19 protein-coding genes are annotated in these 16,918 nt (G+C 68.2%); 7 read left to right on the top strand and 12 right to left on the bottom strand.

Annotated elements, in window-relative coordinates:
• Positions 1-143: 143 nt before the first annotated feature.
• Positions 144-1,328: a fatty acid desaturase gene (locus RZE79_RS24715; RefSeq protein ID WP_319357233.1), complete on the top strand. Its 1,185-nt coding sequence runs from the start codon at positions 144-146 to the stop codon at positions 1,326-1,328.
• A gap of 82 nt (positions 1,329-1,410) precedes the next feature.
• On the opposite strand, the gene RZE79_RS24710 is transcribed toward RZE79_RS24715, so the two are convergent.
• Positions 1,411-1,923, bottom strand: coding sequence for a universal stress protein (locus RZE79_RS24710; RefSeq protein WP_153282337.1), 513 nt, complete (start codon positions 1,921-1,923; stop codon positions 1,411-1,413).
• A gap of 152 nt (positions 1,924-2,075) precedes the next feature.
• Between RZE79_RS24710 and RZE79_RS24705 the strand changes: the two genes are divergently transcribed.
• Together RZE79_RS24705 and RZE79_RS24700 are read left to right on the top strand one after the other, a co-directional pair.
• Positions 2,076-2,663, top strand: a complete 588-nt coding sequence (locus RZE79_RS24705) for a hemerythrin domain-containing protein (RefSeq protein ID WP_153282338.1) — start codon at positions 2,076-2,078, stop codon at positions 2,661-2,663.
• A gap of 66 nt (positions 2,664-2,729) precedes the next feature.
• Positions 2,730-3,161, top strand: coding sequence for a hypothetical protein (locus RZE79_RS24700; protein WP_319357232.1), 432 nt, complete (start codon positions 2,730-2,732; stop codon positions 3,159-3,161).
• A 39-nt stretch (positions 3,162-3,200) separates the two neighbouring features.
• On the opposite strand, the gene RZE79_RS24695 is transcribed toward RZE79_RS24700, so the two are convergent.
• The 4 genes from RZE79_RS24695 to RZE79_RS24680 all read right to left on the bottom strand — a co-directional run bounded on the left by RZE79_RS24695 (position 3,201) and on the right by RZE79_RS24680 (position 5,579).
• Positions 3,201-3,647 carry a universal stress protein gene (locus tag RZE79_RS24695; protein ID WP_153282340.1) on the bottom strand — a complete coding sequence of 149 codons (447 nt, stop codon included), beginning with the start codon at positions 3,645-3,647 and terminating at the stop codon, positions 3,201-3,203.
• A gap of 100 nt (positions 3,648-3,747) precedes the next feature.
• The gene (locus RZE79_RS24690; protein ID WP_153282341.1) at positions 3,748-4,293 is read right to left on the bottom strand and encodes an Rrf2 family transcriptional regulator; all 546 of its coding nucleotides are present in this window, start codon (positions 4,291-4,293) and stop codon (positions 3,748-3,750) included.
• Positions 4,294-4,331: 38 nt separating this feature from the next.
• Positions 4,332-5,030, bottom strand: a complete 699-nt coding sequence (locus tag RZE79_RS24685) for a Bax inhibitor-1/YccA family protein (RefSeq protein ID WP_319357231.1) — start codon at positions 5,028-5,030, stop codon at positions 4,332-4,334.
• A 180-nt stretch (positions 5,031-5,210) separates the two neighbouring features.
• Positions 5,211-5,579: a hypothetical protein gene (locus RZE79_RS24680; protein WP_319357230.1), complete on the bottom strand. Its 369-nt coding sequence runs from the start codon at positions 5,577-5,579 to the stop codon at positions 5,211-5,213.
• 207 nt (positions 5,580-5,786) lie between these two features.
• Here RZE79_RS24680 and ycaC point away from each other — a divergent pair, with 207 nt between their 5' ends.
• The 4 genes from ycaC to RZE79_RS24660 all read left to right on the top strand — a co-directional run bounded on the left by ycaC (position 5,787) and on the right by RZE79_RS24660 (position 9,124).
• Complete coding sequence (ycaC, locus tag RZE79_RS24675) at positions 5,787-6,413, top strand: isochorismate family cysteine hydrolase YcaC (RefSeq protein WP_153282343.1); 627 nt, start codon at positions 5,787-5,789, stop codon at positions 6,411-6,413.
• Between the two features lie 7 nt (positions 6,414-6,420).
• Positions 6,421-7,110 (top strand): isochorismatase family protein, encoded by a 690-nt coding sequence (locus tag RZE79_RS24670; RefSeq protein WP_319357229.1) that lies wholly within the window; start codon positions 6,421-6,423, stop codon positions 7,108-7,110.
• 102 nt (positions 7,111-7,212) lie between these two features.
• On the top strand, positions 7,213-7,809 hold the full coding sequence (locus RZE79_RS24665; RefSeq protein WP_319357228.1) for an NAD(P)H-dependent oxidoreductase: 597 nt from the start codon (positions 7,213-7,215) through the stop codon (positions 7,807-7,809).
• 97 nt (positions 7,810-7,906) lie between these two features.
• Positions 7,907-9,124, top strand: a complete 1,218-nt coding sequence (locus tag RZE79_RS24660; RefSeq protein WP_319357227.1) for an acyl-CoA dehydrogenase family protein — start codon at positions 7,907-7,909, stop codon at positions 9,122-9,124.
• 308 nt (positions 9,125-9,432) lie between these two features.
• Here the strand turns inward: RZE79_RS24660 and RZE79_RS24655 are convergent, their stop codons facing one another.
• The 7 genes from RZE79_RS24655 to RZE79_RS24625 all read right to left on the bottom strand — a co-directional run bounded on the left by RZE79_RS24655 (position 9,433) and on the right by RZE79_RS24625 (position 16,811).
• Entirely contained in the window at positions 9,433-11,094 is a 1,662-nt protein-coding gene (locus RZE79_RS24655) for a Na/Pi cotransporter family protein (protein ID WP_319357226.1), read from the bottom strand.
• A gap of 73 nt (positions 11,095-11,167) precedes the next feature.
• Positions 11,168-12,028 carry a phosphodiesterase gene (locus RZE79_RS24650; protein ID WP_319357225.1) on the bottom strand — a complete coding sequence of 287 codons (861 nt, stop codon included), beginning with the start codon at positions 12,026-12,028 and terminating at the stop codon, positions 11,168-11,170.
• The gene (locus RZE79_RS24645) at positions 12,025-13,098 is read right to left on the bottom strand and encodes an ABC transporter ATP-binding protein (protein ID WP_319357224.1); all 1,074 of its coding nucleotides are present in this window, start codon (positions 13,096-13,098) and stop codon (positions 12,025-12,027) included. Before RZE79_RS24645 ends, RZE79_RS24650 begins: the two co-directional genes overlap by 4 nt.
• Complete coding sequence (locus RZE79_RS24640) at positions 13,088-13,894, bottom strand: ABC transporter permease (RefSeq protein ID WP_373696504.1); 807 nt, start codon at positions 13,892-13,894, stop codon at positions 13,088-13,090. The genes RZE79_RS24645 and RZE79_RS24640 overlap by 11 nt, the downstream gene beginning before the upstream one ends.
• The gene (locus tag RZE79_RS24635; RefSeq protein WP_319357223.1) at positions 13,891-14,733 is read right to left on the bottom strand and encodes an ABC transporter permease; all 843 of its coding nucleotides are present in this window, start codon (positions 14,731-14,733) and stop codon (positions 13,891-13,893) included. Before RZE79_RS24635 ends, RZE79_RS24640 begins: the two co-directional genes overlap by 4 nt.
• Before the next feature lie 16 nt (positions 14,734-14,749).
• Positions 14,750-15,763 carry an ABC transporter substrate-binding protein gene (locus RZE79_RS24630; protein WP_319357222.1) on the bottom strand — a complete coding sequence of 338 codons (1,014 nt, stop codon included), beginning with the start codon at positions 15,761-15,763 and terminating at the stop codon, positions 14,750-14,752.
• Between the two features lie 28 nt (positions 15,764-15,791).
• Entirely contained in the window at positions 15,792-16,811 is a 1,020-nt protein-coding gene (locus tag RZE79_RS24625; protein ID WP_319357221.1) for a LacI family DNA-binding transcriptional regulator, read from the bottom strand.
• Positions 16,812-16,918: the final 107 nt, after the last annotated feature.

Below are 16,918 nucleotides of genomic sequence, written 5' to 3'. Positions count from 1 at the left end.
GGCGCAGGGAGCCCGGGAAGCGTAGCACGCAAGCTGCTGCTGTGGCAGCCGCAGTGCGCGCCGTTGATCTGGCGCAAGGCCTGCGGGCGGGGCGCTTCCGAGAATCGCGGCCACTGTCCACCGTGTCTGAAGGGTACGTACGCATGGCATCTTTTCTTTTCTCGGGCGCGCTCGACCTCCCGTGGTGGGGCGTGCTGCTGGCCGCACTGGCGCTGACGCACGTCACCATCGCCTCGGTCACCATCTTCCTGCACCGCCACCAGGCGCACCGGGCGCTCGACCTGCACCCCATTGCCAGCCATTTCTTTCGCTTCTGGCTCTGGATGACGACGGGCATGGTCACCAAGCAGTGGGCGGCCGTGCACCGCAAGCACCACGCCAAGTGCGACACGCCCGAGGACCCGCACAGCCCGCAGGTGGTGGGCCTGAAGCGCGTGCTCTGGGGCGGCGTGCTGCTGTACGTGGCCGAGGCGCGCAACCCCGAAACGCTGAGCCGCTACGGCCACGGCACGCCCGACGACTGGCTCGAGCGCCGGCTCTACACGCGCTACCAGACGCTGGGCATCACCTGCATGGGCCTGATCGACATGGCGCTCTTCGGCGTGCTGCCGGGCGCGCTGGTGCTGGTGGTGCAGATCGCGTGGATTCCGTTCTGGGCCGCCGGCGTGGTCAACGGCATCGGCCACTTCTGGGGCTACCGCAACTGGCCTGCGTCGGACGCGAGCACGAACATCTTTCCCATCGGCCTGCTGATCGGTGGTGAAGAGCTGCACAACAACCATCACGCGTTCCCGACCTCGGCCAAGCTGTCGAACAAGTGGTTCGAGTTCGACATCGGCTGGGTCTACATCCGCGCGCTGCAGGCGGTGGGGCTGGCGAAGGTGAAGCACCTGGCGCCGACGCCGCGCCTCACCAAGCCGCGCGCCACCGTCGATTTGCTCACGGTGCAGGCGGTGATCCGGCACCACTACGACGTGCTGTCGAACTACTCGCGCTCGCTGAAGCAGGCCTGCACCGAAGAGCTGGCCCGCATGCATGCGCTCGCACCCAGCCAGGCCCGCGCACTGCGCGCCGCGCGGCCCTGGCTCGGCAAGGAAGAAAAGGCGCTCGACGCCACGCGCCATGCGCAGCTCACGCAGGCGCTGGTGGCCTCGCAGGCCCTGGAGACCATGTACGCCATGCGGCGTGAACTGACCGCGCTGTGGAGCCGTTCGGGCGCCACCGGCGAACAGCTCGTGAAGCGGCTGCAGGACTGGTGCGAACGCGCCGAAGCCAGCGGCATCGCGCCGCTGGCGGCCTTTGCGGTGCGGTTGCGTTCCTACGCCTGAGAGGCTCCGGCAAAGAAAAGGCGCGGGCCGGTGTTGCACCGGCCCGCGCTTTTTGTTTTTGAGCGATCGCGCGTCGCAAGACTCACTGGCTCGCCACGCGTCCGTCCGGCAGGCTGAAGCGCTCGTGGTCTTCCTTGGCCGCGATTTCAGGCGCGCGGATCAGCAGCACCGGCACGGGCGCCATGCGCAGGATGTGCTCCGCGTTGCTGCCCATGGCCCAGCGGCTCAGGCCGCGCCGTCCGTGCGTGCCGAGCACGATGAGGTCGGCCTTCGAGGCGATGGCCTCGGTCACCACCTGGTCGTGGACCGCGCCGGCCTTGAAGCCGTCGCGCAGCACGACGTCGGCCTCGACGCCTTCGGCCTGCGCCTGGGCGCGCGCCTTCTCCAGCAGCGTCACGGCGTTGGTGCGCAGCACCTCGAGCCAGTCGCCCGAATGGCCCGCGTAGGCGTCCATGCCGAGCGCGAACGAGAGCTCGTCGAGGATGTGGACGAGCCGCAGGCGCCCACCGGTGAGCCTGGCCAGGCGGATGGCTTCGGCCAGGCCTTCGCCGGAGGTGGAGCTGCCGTCGACGGGAACCAGGATGTGTTGGTACATGGTGTGGAACCTCCAGGAGTGCGTTGAAGAAAGAAAAGAGGAGATGCCGTGCCAGTCTGTGCCTGGCCGCGTGCACGGGCCTTGATCTGGAGCAAGCCCGCACGGCCCCGGGCTTGCGACCCTTGGGCCTTCGAAGAAAGAAGGAGACCTCCATGACCCATGTCGCGGTGAAGATCATTCGCCAGGAGCACGCCGCGCTGGCGGCCATGCTGCGTTCCATCGTGATGCTGCTCGACCAGCACCGCCGCAAGGGCACGATGCCCGACTTCGCGACGCTGCGCGCGATGCTGTTCTACGTGGACGAATTTCCCGAGAAGCGCCACCACCCGAAGGAGACCGAGCTGCTCTTTCCCCGCTTGCGCGCCTGCACGCCGATCTCGCGCGACCTGATGGACAAGCTCGACAACGACCATGCCTGGGGCGAGCGAAAAATTCGCCACGTCGAGCACGCGCTGCTCGCATTCGAGATGCTCGGCGAGCCGCGGCGCGCGGCCTTCGAATGGGCGATGAACGAGTACGTGAGCTTCTACCTCGAGCACATGGCGCAGGAGGAGCGCGAGATCCTTCCGCTGGCCGAGCGCGTGCTCAATGCGGACGACTGGCGCGAGCTCGACGCGGCCTTCGGCGAGAACCGCGATCTGTTCTCCGACCAGAACGCGCCCGACGAGGTCTACGCCGCACTGTTCACGCGCATCGTCAACGTGGTGCCCGCGCCGATCGGGCTGGGGCCGGCGTTGTAACGGTCGAGCGGGTGTGGCGCCAGAGGCACGGATCGAGGGCGCACGGCGTTCATAATCGCCCCCGTCATGCCTGCCCGCCACCTGCCTTCGGACACTGCCCATGCGCCGCGCGTGAAGCGCGCGCAGATCTCGGTGTCCGCGCGTTCCGCGACGCCCGAACCGCCCCGCCGCCGCATCCATGACGGCGGCGCGTCCCGCAGCCTTGCGGGCTTCACTGCGATGGAAAGCAGCGCAGCACCGGCCCGCGCGCCGTCCGCAGCGCGTCCGCGCAACTGGCGCACCACGCTGCTGGGCGTGGCGCTCGGCCTGGTGATCGCGATGTTGCTGCTGATGAAATGGCTGCTCGACTACCAGGTCGAGTCCGCCGAAGCGCGCCATGCGCAGGAAGCGCAGGCGCGCACGCAGGCCGCGCGCTGCTTCGGCCGCGATGCCGGGCCATCGTGCCCGCCGGCCGGTCGCACGGTCGTCGAGACCGTCGAGTCGGCCGCGACGAGATAACCCCCGCGCACCGCGTGCGCTGTGCCACCGTCGTTCAGTTCAGCGCAGCACCAGCACCGGGACGTGCGAGTGCGTGAGCACGTGCAGCGTCTCGCTGCCCATCAGCAGCCGCGCGAGGCTGCGGCGCCCGTGCGAGGCCATCACGATGAGGTCGCAGTCCTGGTTCTTCGCGGTCTGGATGATGGCCTCGGCCACCTGGTTCGATTTCATGACCACCGCATCGGCGCGGCGCACGCCCCTGGCCAGCGCGGTGTCGCGCACCGCGTCGGCCAGTCGCTGGGCCGCCTGTTCGACGTGTTTCTGGTTGGCTTCGAAATCCGTCTGGTTCAGCAGCATCGAGCCTTCGAAGTAGCCGTACGGCTGGATGTGCGCGACGTTGACGCTGACCAGCTCGGCGCCGGTCAGCAACGCGAGGTCGATGGCCGTGGCCACCGCCTTGTCCGACAGCGAAGAGCCGTCGGTTGCGACGAGAACACGCTTGTACATGGCAGGCTCCTTGGCCCCCGGCACCGCGGGTGCCTTGCCATTCCAGTCTAGGTCGCGCGGGCGGCACATTCAAGGCCGACCCGGCGCGTCCTTCCTGGCGTCAGCTGCTCGTGCTGTGGCGACGTCCCAATGCGAACACCGAGTTCGGCGCGTCGACCACGAAGGGCTTGCGCACCGGTGTGCCGACGACGGCGGTCGTGCGGCGGGCGGCCGCGCTGGTGGCGGGCTGGACGCCCTTGGCCTTCTGTTCGTCGACCAGGCTCTGCAGCGAGATCGAGCGCAGGAACTCGACGGCGCGCAGGTTCACGGAGGCCCAGAGGTCGTCGATCTCGCAGCGGCCGGGTTCGTCGTCCGAGCCCGCCGCGCGCGGGCGCGCCTTGCTGGCGCCCAGGTCTTCGATGGTGAGCACGACGTCGGCCACGGTGATCTCCGCGGCCTTGCGGCTGAGCGAGTAGCCGCCGCCGGGGCCGCGGGTGGATTCGACCAGCCCGTTGCGCCGCAGCTTGGCGAACAGCAGTTCCAGGTACGAGAGCGAAACCTGCTGGCGCAGGCTGATCGAGGCCAGCGTGACGGGGCCCGAGCGGCCGTGCAGGGCGATGTCGATCATTGCGGTGACCGCGAAGCGGCCCTTGGTGGTGAGGCGCATGGTGTTTCCTTCCTTGCTTGCTTGTCGTTCCGGTGCGCTTACTCGTCGCGGCCGCCGGCGATGCCCAGCAGGGCCAGCAGCGACTGGAACACGTTGTAGAGGCTCAGGTACACGCCCAGCGTGGCCGAGATGTAGTTGGTTTCGAGGCCGTCCTTCACGCGCTTCAGGTCGTGCAGGATGAAGGCCGAGAAGATGCCGATGGCGGCGACCGACAGCGTCATCATCAGTGCGCTCGACTGGATGAAGATGTTGGCGATGCCCACCACCAGCAGGCCGATGGCGCCCACGAAGAGCCACTTGCCCATGGCCGAGATGTCGCGCTTGATGACCGTCGAGAGCATGGCCATGCCCAGGAAGATGCCGCCGGTGCCGGCGAAGGCGGTCATCACCAGGCTGGCGCCGTTGGCCAGGCCGAGCACGCTGCCGACCAGGCGCGACAGCATCAGGCCCATGAAGAAGGTGAAGGCCAGCAGCACGGGCACGCCGGCGGCGGAGTTCTTGGTCTTCTCGATGGCGTACATGAAGCCGAAGGCGCCGCCGAGAAACACCATGATGCCGATGCCCGGCGACATGGCGCGCGTGAGGCCGGTCGCCACGCCGAGCCAGGCGCCCAGCACGGTGGGCACCATCGACAGCGCAAGCAGCCAGTAGGTGTTGCGCAGAACGCGGTTGCGTTCCTGGACCGAGGCCAACGGTGCGCCGAAGCTGGAGGGGTAGGCCGATTGGCTGGAGTTCATCGAAAAATCCTGAAAAAAAGAGAGGGCCGGACGGGTCGCGTGACACGTGCGGCGGGGCCGTCGGACAGCTGAAAAAAAGAAGGGGCAGGGTCGTCGCGCAAGAACGGCGACGGGCCGGATGGATGAGCGCAAACGCCCGGACTTTTCAGTCCTCAGGCATTCGCTCGCCGCCGCGCGGCCTCAGGCGGCGAAGAGGCCGTGCGGCCGGGGTGGCCGCTTGGGCCGGTCGAGCAGCGGCGAGAGCACCGAGGTGGAGCCCCGCCGCGGCGGTTGCGCGGAGAGCACCAGCAGGTTGCGTGCGTGGGGTCGGGCGTCGAGCAGTTCGGCGTGCTCGGAGCCGGCTTCGTCCATGGCGGACGGGTCTTCCGACGACGTCTTGCCGACGTCCTTGTCGCCGCCATCGGCCAGTGCCATGGCGAGCGTTGCGACGGTCTGGCGTTCGCCCGACGACGTCACATGGTTGCCGCCGATCAGCCCATGCGCGAGCACGGCGAAGCCGTAGCAGGACAGCATGAAAGCGAGGACGGTAGCGGCAAACCAGCGGGACATGTAGGGGTATTTTACCCGGTGCGCCGGCATTGCTCCGGCGGCCGCGAATTCATCCGACCGCTGCGCACGGGTGTTGCCATCGTCCACAGGATGGAACGCTGCAGGCCACTTGCGCCGACTACCGGACTTCGGGGCGCGCTTTTACGCTGAGGGTCATGCATCGGGGCCATTTTTCCCGGGCATTCAACCTCACAAAGGAAGCCTCCCATGTCCAAGCCTTACACCCGTCTCGACAAGAACGATGTCGCCGTGCTGCTGGTCGACCACCAGACCGGCCTGCTCTCGCTGGTGCGCGACATCGATCCCGACAAGTTCAAGAACAACGTGCTGGCCCTGGCCGACATCGCCAGCTACTTCAAGCTGCCGACGGTGCTGACCACCAGCTTCGAGAACGGCCCCAACGGCCCGCTCGTGCCCGAGCTGAAGGCGCAGTTCCCCGACGCGCCCTACATTCCGCGCCCCGGCCAGATCAACGCCTGGGACAACGAAGATTTCGTCAAGGCCGTGAAGGCCACGGGCAAGAAGCAGCTCCTGATCGCCGGCGTGGTCACCGAGGTCTGCGTGGCCTTCCCGGCGCTGTCGGCGCTCGAAGAGGGCTTCGACGTGTTCGTTGTCACCGATGCGTCGGGCACCTTCAACGACGTCACGCGCCAGGCCGCGTGGGACCGCATGTCGGCCGCCGGCGCGCAGCTGATGTCGTGGTTCGGCGTGGCCTGCGAGCTGCATCGCGACTGGCGCAACGACATCGAGGGGCTGGGCACGCTGTTCTCCAACCACATCCCCGACTACCGCAACCTCATCACCAGCTACACGCAGCTGACCCAGGGAAAGTGAGCACGCCATGACCATCCCCAACAACGTCGCCAACTTCAACGGCGCCAAGCCCGTCATCGACGCGGGCGACGCCGTGATGCTGCTCATCGACCACCAGAGCGGCCTGTTCCAGACCGTGAAGGACATGCCGATGACCGAGCTGCGCTCCAACGTCACCACGCTGGCCAAGGTCGCGACGCTGGCGAAGATCCCGGTCATCACCACCGCCTCGGTGCCGCAAGGGCCCAACGGGCCGCTGATTCCCGAAGTGCACAAGTACGCGCCGCATGCGCAGTACGTGGCGCGCAAGGGCGAGATCAACGCCTGGGACAACCCCGAGTTCGTGGCCGCCGTGAAGGCCACCGGGCGCGGCACGCTGATCATTGCCGGCACCATCACCAGCGTGTGCATGGCCTTCCCGAGCATCTCGGCGGTGTACGACGGCTACCGCGTGTTCGCGGTGGTCGACGCCTCGGGCACGTACTCGAAGATGGCGCAAGAGATCACCTTGGCGCGCGTGGTGCAGGCCGGCGTGGTGCCGATCGACACCGCGGGCGTGTGCTCCGAAGTGCAGAAGACCTGGCACCGCGACGATGCCGCGCAATGGGCCGAGGCCTACAGCGCCGTGTTCCCGCCGTATCAGCTGCTCATCGAGAGCTACATGAAGGCGCAGGAGGTCGTGACGAACAGCGAGCAGCTGGATTCGCAGCGCAGCTGACACACCGGATCGCATCCTCGATGCGACACTGACGAACGCCGCGCCGCACGCGAAACCTGCGGCGCGGCTTTCTTCATTTCAACGCACGGCAAGGAGCCTCGCATGGACAGTCCCCGCATCCTGATCATTCCCGGCAGCGCCCGCGACGGTTCGCTCAACCGCCAGCTGGCGGCAGTCGCCGCCGCCACCGCGCGCGCTGCAGGCCTGCAGGTGACCGAGATGGACCTGCGCGCGCTCGCGCTGCCCGTGTACGACGGCGACCTCGAGGCCGCCTCGGGCGTGCCCGCCGGCGCGCTCGAGCTGCGGCGTGCCATCGCGGCGAGCGACGGCGTGCTGCTCGTCACGCCCGAGTACAACGGCTTTCCGACGCCGCTGGTCATCAACGCCTTCAGCTGGCTCTCGCGCATTCCGCCGGGCGACGGCCACGCGGGCGGGCTGGCCGCCACGGCCAACAAGCCGGCCGCGCTGCTGTCGGCCTCGCCCGGGCCACTGGGCGCGCTGCGCTCGATGAACTTCCTGCGCCAGTACCTGCAGATGGCCTTCGCGATGCTGGTGGCGCCGCAACAGTTCGCACTCGGGCGCGCGAACGAGGCCTTCGATGCCGGCGGCGCGCTGAAGGACGCGCGCGCCGCGCAGTCGGTGCAGAAGGTAGTGGCGGCGCTGGCTGCGCTGGCGACCGCACTGCCCACGCCACGCTGATCTGCGCAGGGCGGCGTTCGTGCTGTCGCGCGAACGACCGTCCCGATCCGCGTCGCGACGTATCTTCGACCGCACATTGGAAGAAGGACGAGACGACATGCAATTCGAATTCACGCCCCGGGTGCTCGCGCTGCGCGCCGAGCTGCTCAAGTTCATGGACGAGCACGTCTACCCGAACGAGAAGCGCCGCGAGGAAGAGCTGGCCGCCAACGCCCGCGCCGGCCGCCCCTACGCCGAGCTGCCGATGATGGCCGGCCTCAAGGCCAAGGCGCGCGAGCGCGGCCTGTGGAACCTCTTCCTGCCCGAGGCCGAACACGGCCCCGGTCTCACCAACGTCGAGTACGCGCCGCTGTGCGAGATCATGGGCCGGCGCTACTGGTGCGCCGAAATCTTCAACTGCTCCGCGCCCGACACCGGCAACATGGAAGTGCTGGCGCGCTACGGCACCAAGGCGCAGCAGGAGCGCTGGCTCACGCCGCTGCTGGCCGGCGAGATCCGCTCGTCGTTCGCCATGACCGAGCCCGAGGTGGCCTCGAGCGACGCCACCAACATCCGCTGCAGCATCCGCCGCGAAGGTGACGAGTACGTCATCAACGGGCGCAAGTGGTACATCACCGGCGCGATGAACGAGCGCTGCGAGATCTTCGTGCTGATGGGAAAGACCGACCCCGACAACGCCGACCGCCACAAGCAGCAGTCGATGGTGCTCGTGCCGAAGAACACGCCGGGCATCACCATCGTGCGCGACATGCAGCTGCTCGGCATGTACGACCCGCCCTTCGGCCACCCCGAGATCGTGTTCGACAACGTGCGCGTGCCGGTCGAGAACATCCTGCTCGGCGAGGGCCGCGGCTTCGAGATCGCCCAGGGCCGCCTCGGCCCCGGCCGCATCCACCACTGCATGCGCGCCATCGGCATGGCCGAAGCCGCGCTGGAGATGATGTGCCAGCGCCTCGTGTCGCGCGTCGCCTTCCACAAGCCGCTGTCGGAGCAGGGCGTGTGGCGCGAGCGCATTGCCGAGTCGCGCATGCTCATCGAGCAGTCGCGCTGGATGGTGCTCAACGCCGCCTACCGCATGGACACCGTGGGCAACAAGGTCGCCGCGAAAGAGATCGCGATGATCAAGGTGCTCACGCCCAACAACTGCGTGAAGGTGATCGACTGGGCCATGCAGGCCTTCGGCGCCATGGGCCTGAGCCAGGACACGCTGCTCACGCACTTCTACGCCTACGAGCGCCACCTGCGCGTGGCCGACGGTCCGGATGAAGTGCACCGCAACGCGATCGCGAAGCAGGAGCTGGCGGCGTACCAGTAGGGCGAGAGCGGGGCGCCAGCGCCCCGTGCCAGTGGCACTGCAGGCCGAGCGAAGCGATGGCCTGTCGGTATCCCAACCCCTTCTGTATGCGCCGAGGAGCGCAGCGTTTCGCGGATCAGGGCTCGCCCTTGTTTGAGCGAAGCGAGTTTGGGCGAGACCCCGCGAAACGCGAGCACCGCAGGTTGCCCGCAGCGAAGCGGAGGGACGCAGACAGCAGGGTCGCCTTTCTTTTGCCTACGTTTCTTTGGCGAAGCAAAGAAAAGTAGGTCGCCCGCCGGGGCGAGACCCGGCCTCAGGAAAACAAACGATCAGCCTTCGATTTTCCCGAGCCGCGATTCACGAAGCCGGCTCGGCGCCAACGCCCCGGCAGATTCAAGAATCGGATAAGCAATCGAACAGATATGCGAATTGATCCGCTTCAAATCGCTGATCAAGTCGATGTGCAGCGAACTCGTCTCGATGCTGAGAGTCGTCCGATCCGACAGCCGATCCAGATGCGTAGTGGCATACGCCCGCTCCAGATCACGAAACCGCGCCTTCTCCTCCAGCAGCTTCTGCGCATCCCGCACATTCCCATTCAAGAACACACTCATGCTCAACCGCAGATTGGCAATCAACCGCCCATGCAGCTCCACGATCTCCGCCATCCCCGCGGCTGAAAAGTTGCGCTGCGGCTTGATCTTCTTGTCCTCGATATCGATGATCACCCGCTCGATGATGTCCCCGATCTGCTCCATGTTGATCGTGAAGCTGATGATGTCCGTCCAGCGCCGGCTTTCCTCTTCGCCCAGCGCCTCGCGCGAGATGCGCGTCATGTAGTACTTGATCGCCGAGTACAGCTCGTCCACCGTGTCGTCGAGCTGCCGCAGCTCCTGCGCCAGCCGCAGGTCGTTGTTGCGGATCACGTCGAGCGTGCCGATGAGCATGGTCTCCACGATGTCGGCCTGATGCAGCGCCTCGCGCGCGGCATTCGAAATGGCGAGCGAGGGCGTCGACAGCGCCGAGGGGTCGAGGTGGTGCGGCCGGCTGGTGCCCACGGGTTGCGGCGGCACGGGCAGCATGCGCGTCACGAGCTTGGCCACCCATTGCGTGAGGCCGATGAAGCCGATGCTGATCACGACGTTGAACGCCAGGTGGAACAGCACCACGCCGTGCGTCTGGTTAGGCAGCTCGGGCTGCACGTAGCGAATCCACAGGCCGACGAACGGCGTGACCAGCGCCACGCCGAGCGCCTTGAACAGCAGGTTGCCGACGGTTACCTGCCGCACCGACACTGCCGACTTGGCCGTGGTCAACACCGCGAGCAGGCCGCTGCCGAGGTTGGCGCCGAGCACGAGGCCGAGCGCGACGTCGAGCGGCACCACGTTCGACGTCGCCATGGCCGCCACCAGCAGCACCACTGCCAGGCTTGAATACGCCACGATGGCCAGCGCGGCGCCGAGGGTGATCTCCAGCAGCACGTCGCTGGTGATGGACGCGAGCAGCGCGCGAACGGCGGGTGACGAAAACAGCGGCTCGGTGGCCGCGACCACCAGCTGCAGCGCCAGCAGCATCAGCCCCAGCCCGATCAGCACCCGCCCGACGCGCCCCGCCACGGTGGCCGAGCGCGTGATGAACAGCACCACGCCCACGAAGATGAACATCGGCGAGAGCCACGAGAGGTCGGCCGAGAAGAGCACCGAGATCAGCGCCGTGCCCACGTCGGCGCCCCGCATCACCGCCAGCGCGGCCGGCAGCGTGACCAGGCCCTGCCCGACGAAGGACGAGGTCATGAGCGATGTGGCCGTGCTCGACTGCACGAGCGCCGTGACGCCGATGCCCGAGAGCGCGGCCGTGAAGCGGTTGCGCATGCTCTGCACAAGGATCTTGCGCAGGTTGGCGCCGAAGACGCGCAGCACGCCGGTGCGCACGAGGTGCGTGCCCCACACCAGCAGGGCGACGGCTGCAAGCAGATTCAGAAGGTGCTTCATGGAGGGCGGGGGCTGACCTTTCTCTTGTTTTCGTTTTGGTTCGTTTCAGCCCCATTTTCCACAAGTGGACGCTTCAGTCGATCAGGGCTCCGTTGTCGTGGAAAGGATAAGGGCCTTCGAAGCTGCCAGAGGCCGCCAGGTGGGTGACGAGCCGGCGCCCGGTCGGCGACCAGGCGTGCACGCGGAAGGCGGGCGGCTCCAGCGTCCAGGCCGAGGCGGCGTCGGGCGCGAGGTCGAGGCAGACCTGGTGCGCCTGCGCCGGCGAGGTCGAGGCGATGGTGCCGCCGAAGCGCACGTCGATGGCGCGGTGCAGGTGGCCGCAGATCACGCGCTCGACGTTGGTGTAGCGGCGCAGCAGGGCTTCGAGCGCGTCGGCGCCTTCGAGCAGGCCGATTTCGTCCATGTGGCCGATCAGCGTCTCGAAGGGCGGGTGGTGCATGGCGACCACCACGGGCTCGTGGCGGCAGGCGTCGAGCTGGGCTTCGAGCCAGGCCAGGCGTTTGTCGCACAGCGTGCCGTGGCTGGCACCGGGCACGCAGGTGTCGAGCGTGAGCAGCCGCAGGTCGCCGACGCGCACCGAATACTGGACGAAGCCGTGCGTGTCGTCGCCCGTGCCCAGGTAGGCGTGGCCGGGGAAGCTGCGGCGCAGCTGGTCGCGGTCGTCGTGGTTGCCGGGCAGCAGGTAGACGGGCATCGTCAGCGGTGCGAGCAGGGCGGCCAGGTGTTCGTATTCGGCGGCGCGGCCGAAGTCGGTCAGGTCGCCGGTGATCACCACCGCGTCGGGCGGCTGGCGCAGCGCGAGCACCGACTGCACCGCACGCGCGAGGTACGGCGCGGTGTCGATGCGGCCATAGGCCAGCCGGCCAGGCTCGCGGATGTGCAGGTCGGTCAGCTGGACCAGGAAAGTGTTGGGGTTCGCGGTTGTCGTGGTCATGCGCTGGTTTCCTGCGACGTCATCAGGCGTTCGGCGGGGATGCGCAGGCCCACCGCGTCGCCCGGCCCGAAGGGGCTGTCGCGGCCCACGTCGGCCACCAGCACGGGCTGGTCCTGCACGCGCAGGTGCAACTGCACGCGGTCGCCGAGGAAGGTGCGGCGTTCGACCGTGGCGCGGCCCCAGCCGGGCGTGTCGTCGGACGGGGGAGCGCCGATCTCGATGTCTTCGGGTCGCACCAGCAGCGTCGCATGCTGTTGCCAGGGCGCGGGGCAGGGCAGGTACGACCCTCCGAGTCGGACAACGCCCTGCGCGATGGCGTCGGCCGCGCGCTCCAGCCGGTTGACCCGGCCCAGGAACTCGGCCACGAAGGGATGCGCGGGCGCGCGGTACAGGTCTTCGCCGCGGCCGACCTGCACGATGCGCCCGGCGCGCATCACGGCGAGGCGGTCGGCGATGGCCAGCGCTTCCTGCTGGTCGTGCGTGACGTGGATGGCCGTGATGTGCAGGCGGCGCAGCAGCTCGGCGAGCTCGTCGCGCAGCGATTCCTTGAGCTTGGCGTCGAGTGCAGCCAGCGGCTCGTCGAGCAGCAGCACGCGCGGGCGCACGGCCACGGCGCGCGCCAGGGCCACGCGCTGGCGCTGGCCGCCCGAGAGCTCGGCGGGGCGCTTGTTCTCCAGGCCACCGAGGCGCACGAGGTCGACCAGCTCGCCGACGGCGCGCTTCTCTTCTGCAGGCGACACGCCGCGGATGCGCAGGCCATAGCCGATGTTGGCTGCCACCGTCATCTGCGGAAAGAGCGCGTAGCTCTGGAACACCATGCCCACGCCGCGGTGCTCGACCGGGCGCTGCGTCACGTCCTGGTCGCCGAAGACGATGCGGCTGCCGTCGTCGGGCGCTTCGAGCCCGGCGATGAGGCGCAGCAGCGTGGTCTTGCCGCAGCCCGAGGGGCCGAGCAGCGCGAGCACTTCGCCGGCCTCGACCTTGAGGTTCGTGGGTTGCAGGCCGCGCGTGCCGTCGGCATAGGTCTTCGCGCAGTTCGAAATGTCGACGGGGATGCGTTCAAGTTCCATGGCGTTTCTGCATCAGGTTGGCGAGATACTGAAGGCCCCACAGCACGGGAAGGATCACGGCGAAGAAGACCAGCGTGTAGGCCGATCCGATCTCGATGCGCATCGAGGCGTAGCTGTCGGCCAGGCCCACGGGCAGCGTGCGCGTGAGCGGCGTGTGCAGCATCCACGTCAGGTTGAACTCGCCCACCGACAGCGTGAACACCATCAGGCTGCCGGCCACGATGGCGGGGAACACAGCAGGCACGAGGATGCCCATGAAGCGCTGGCGGAAGTTCGCGCCCAGCGAGCGCGCGGCTTCTTCGAGCGCGAGCAGATCGTCGCGCTGGAAGGCCGAGCTCACGGTGCGCACCATGAAGGGCAGCGTGAAGACGATGTGGCCCACGAGGATGAAGGCGAAGCTGGTGCGGAAGGCCGTGAGCTGGCCGTAGGCGAGGATGAGCGCGAGCGCCGTCGCCAGGCCCGGCACCGCGACCGGCAAGGTCAGCAGCTCTTCAAAAATGCGCGCCGCACGCGAGCGGCTGCGCGCCAACGCGTAGGCGCAGGGCACGCCGAGCAGCACGGTGCACACGACGCAGGCCACGGCCAGCGCGAGCGACCAGCCGACGGTGCCGCCGTAGTTCTCCCACACCTCGCCGAGCCAGCGCAGCGTGAGGCCGCTCTTGAGTCCCACGCTGTAGTTGTTGACGAGGCCGGCCATCACCGACAGCAGCATCGGCGCGATCATGAAGAGGCTCACGATCACCGTGACGGCGAGCAGGAATGGGGCGCGGGGTCGCGAGGATGTCTTCATCATCATCGGGCGACCGGGTTGGCGCCGAAGCGGCGCGCCACGAAGAGCACCAGCCAGGTCACGACACCCAGCGAGATCGACAGCGACGCGGCGAGCGCGAAGTTGGCGTAGTTGGTGAACTCGTTGTAGATGGTGATGGGGATCACCTCGAACTTGCTGGCCAGCGTGAAGGCCGTGCCGAAGGCGCCCATCGACGTGGCGAACAAAATGGCGCCGCAGGCCAGCGTGGTGGGCGCGAGCTCGGGCATCCACACGTCGCGTGCCACGCGCAGCTTCGAGGCGCCGAGCGAGCGCGCGGCTTCTTCGAGCTGCGTGTTCATCGACTCGGCCGCCGCGGCGTAGGTGGCAATGGCGCGCGGCAGCGAGAAATACAGGTACGCCAAAAAGAGGCCGAGCAGGCCGTAGGCGAAGGTGATGCGCTCGCCGATCAGCGTGTCGCTCAGGTCGGCCACCACGCCCTGGCGCCCGCCGAGCAGGATCACGAAGAAGCCGATGATCACGCCCGGGAACGACAGCGGCAGCGTGAGCAGCGACAGCAGCATGCGCTTGCCGGGGAAGGCATGGCGCGCGAGGTAGATGCCCACCGCCGCGCCCAGCACCAGCGTGGCCAGCGTCACCGCCACCGACAGCGCGACGGTGTTGGCCATGCTTTGCAGGTAGCGCGCGTCGGTCAGCACCGCGAAGTAGGTGGCGGCGCCCTTGTCGGCCGGCAGCGCCAGCAGGCGCACCACCGGCAGCAGCCAGAAGGCCGCGAAGAAGACGGCCGCCGGCGCGACGCAGGCCAGCAATCGCCAGCGCGGGTTCCAGGCGTTGGCGTTGGAGGTGGTGGTGGTGCTGCGTGTCATCGCGCGCGGCGCCGGGTCAGCGCACTTCCTTCAGGTACTGGTCGGAGAAGGCGCGCTGCGCTTCGGCCATGCGGGCGTAGTCGACAGTCTTGGCACGCGCGTAGTCGCTCGCGGGCAGGAACTGCGCCTCGATCTCCTTGGGCATGGCGCCGGCGCGCACCGGGCGCAGGTAGGCCTTGGCCCAGATCGCCTGGCCTTCGTCGGACAGCGTGAAGTCGAGCACCTTTTTCGCGTCGGCCGCGTGCGGCGCCTTGGCGACCAGGCTCATCACGTAGGGCACGGCCAGCGTGCCTTCGCTGGGAATGACGAAGGCGACGTTGGCCTTGTCCTTGTACTTGGCGCGGTAGGCGTTGAAGTCGTAGTCGAGCAGGATCGCGATCTCGCCCGACAGCACGCGCGCATACGACGTCTGCTTGGGCACGATGGGCTCGTTCTTCTGCAGCGCCTTGAAGTAGTCGATGCCCGGCTTGAAGTTGTCGAGCGTGCCGCCGCGCGCCTGGTTCACGGCCACGGCGCCCACGTAGCCCACGAAGGCCGAGGCGGGGTCGAGATAACCGATGAGGCCCTTGTATTCGGGCTTGAGCAGGTCGGCCCACGACTTGGGCACCGGCTTGCCCTTGAGCGCGTCGACGTTGACCATGAAGCCGAGCGTGCCCGAGTGGATGGTGAACCAGTGGCCGGCTGGGTCCTTCAGGCCGTCGGGAATGTCTTTCCACGCAGCCGGCTTGTAGGGCTCGACCACGCCGTCTTTCGCGGCCTGCACCGCGAAGGTCACGCCGAGGTAGGTGACGTCGGCGACGGGGCTGGCCTTTTCGGCGACCAGCTGCGCGAGCGACTGGCCCGAGTTCTTGTTGTCGGCTGGCACGGTGATGCCGGTCTTGGCCTTGATGGCCTTGAGCTGGGTGCCCCAGTCGGCCCATTCGGTCGGGCAGTTGTAGCAAATGGCGGTCTGGGCCATGGCGCCGCCGGCGGCGACGAGGGCGGCGGCCAGCACGCCGAGGCGGGCGAGTCGGTGAAAGCGAAGGGACATGGAAGAACTCCTGGGAGGGGTGGTGAGGTCAGGACACTGCGGCGTCGTTGTCTTCGCGCGCACTTGCGCACGACTCGCCGTCTCGGAAGGCATGGGGGAGCAGCAGGCTCGCGTCGGCCTGCAGCGCGCGGCCGCCGGCGATCGCCTGCACCAGCAGCTCGACGCTGTGGCGGCCGATGTCGCTGTTGGGCTGTGCGATGGTGGTGAGCGCGGGCGTGAGGTCTTCGCCGAGCGCGATGCCGTCGAAGCCGACCACGCTGAGGTCGTCGGGCACCACAAGGCCGCTCAGGTGCGCGGCGCGGATGCTGCGGATGGCGAGCAGGTCGTTCGAGCAGACCAGCGCGGTGGGGCGGCTGCGCGGGCGCAACTCGGCGCACAGTGCATCGACGGCGGTCTCGACGAAGGGCACTTCGATGAGCGGAGGAACTTCGAGGCCGGCCTCGGCCATGCCGCGCTGGTAGCCGCGGTAGCGCTGCTGGGCGCGGTCCGACGCGGCCAGCGTGCCGCTGACCATCGCGATGCGCCGGTGGCCCAACAGCACGAGGCGCGTGACCGCATCGGCCACCGCGCCTTCGCTGTCGACCGACACGCAGGGGTGGTCGGCGTGCCGGTTGTAGGCCAGCACGTAGGGCACGGCGGCGGCCTGCAGGCGTTGCAGCGCGGCCGAGGTGGACGGGTTCGACACCACGAGGATCAGCCCGTCGACGTTGCCCGCCAGCAGCAGCTGCACGGCGCGCTCTTCCTCGTCGAGCCGGTAGCCCGTGGTGACCGGCAGGATCGCGTAGCCGCCCGCGACGGCCGCGCGTGCAATGCCCTGCAGGCATTCGGCGAAGGTCGGGTTCAGCAGCGTGGGCAGCACCACGCCGAGCGTGCGGCTGCGCTGGGTGCGCAAGGTGCGGGCGCTGGCGTTGGGCAGGTAGTTGAGCTCGCGCGCCACGCGCTCGACCAGTTCGCGCGTGGCCGGCGTCACCTTGTCGGGGAAATTGAAGGCGCGCGAGACCGTGGCGACGGAGACCCCGGCTTGGGCGGCTACAGCTTGGATGCTCATCGTGCGGGGTCCGTGGCGTGGTTCATGTAATCGATTACATTGGACCGGCGCAGTATGACTTCGCGATGACAGGATGGGGAAGTGGGGAGAACCCCGGGGCCGCCGGC

The organism is Variovorax sp. EBFNA2 (assembly GCF_033802765.1).
Lineage (GTDB): Bacteria > Pseudomonadota > Gammaproteobacteria > Burkholderiales > Burkholderiaceae_C > Variovorax > Variovorax paradoxus_H.
Note: the sequence above shows the minus strand (reverse complement) of the source record. Positions and strands in the feature narration are given on the sequence as shown.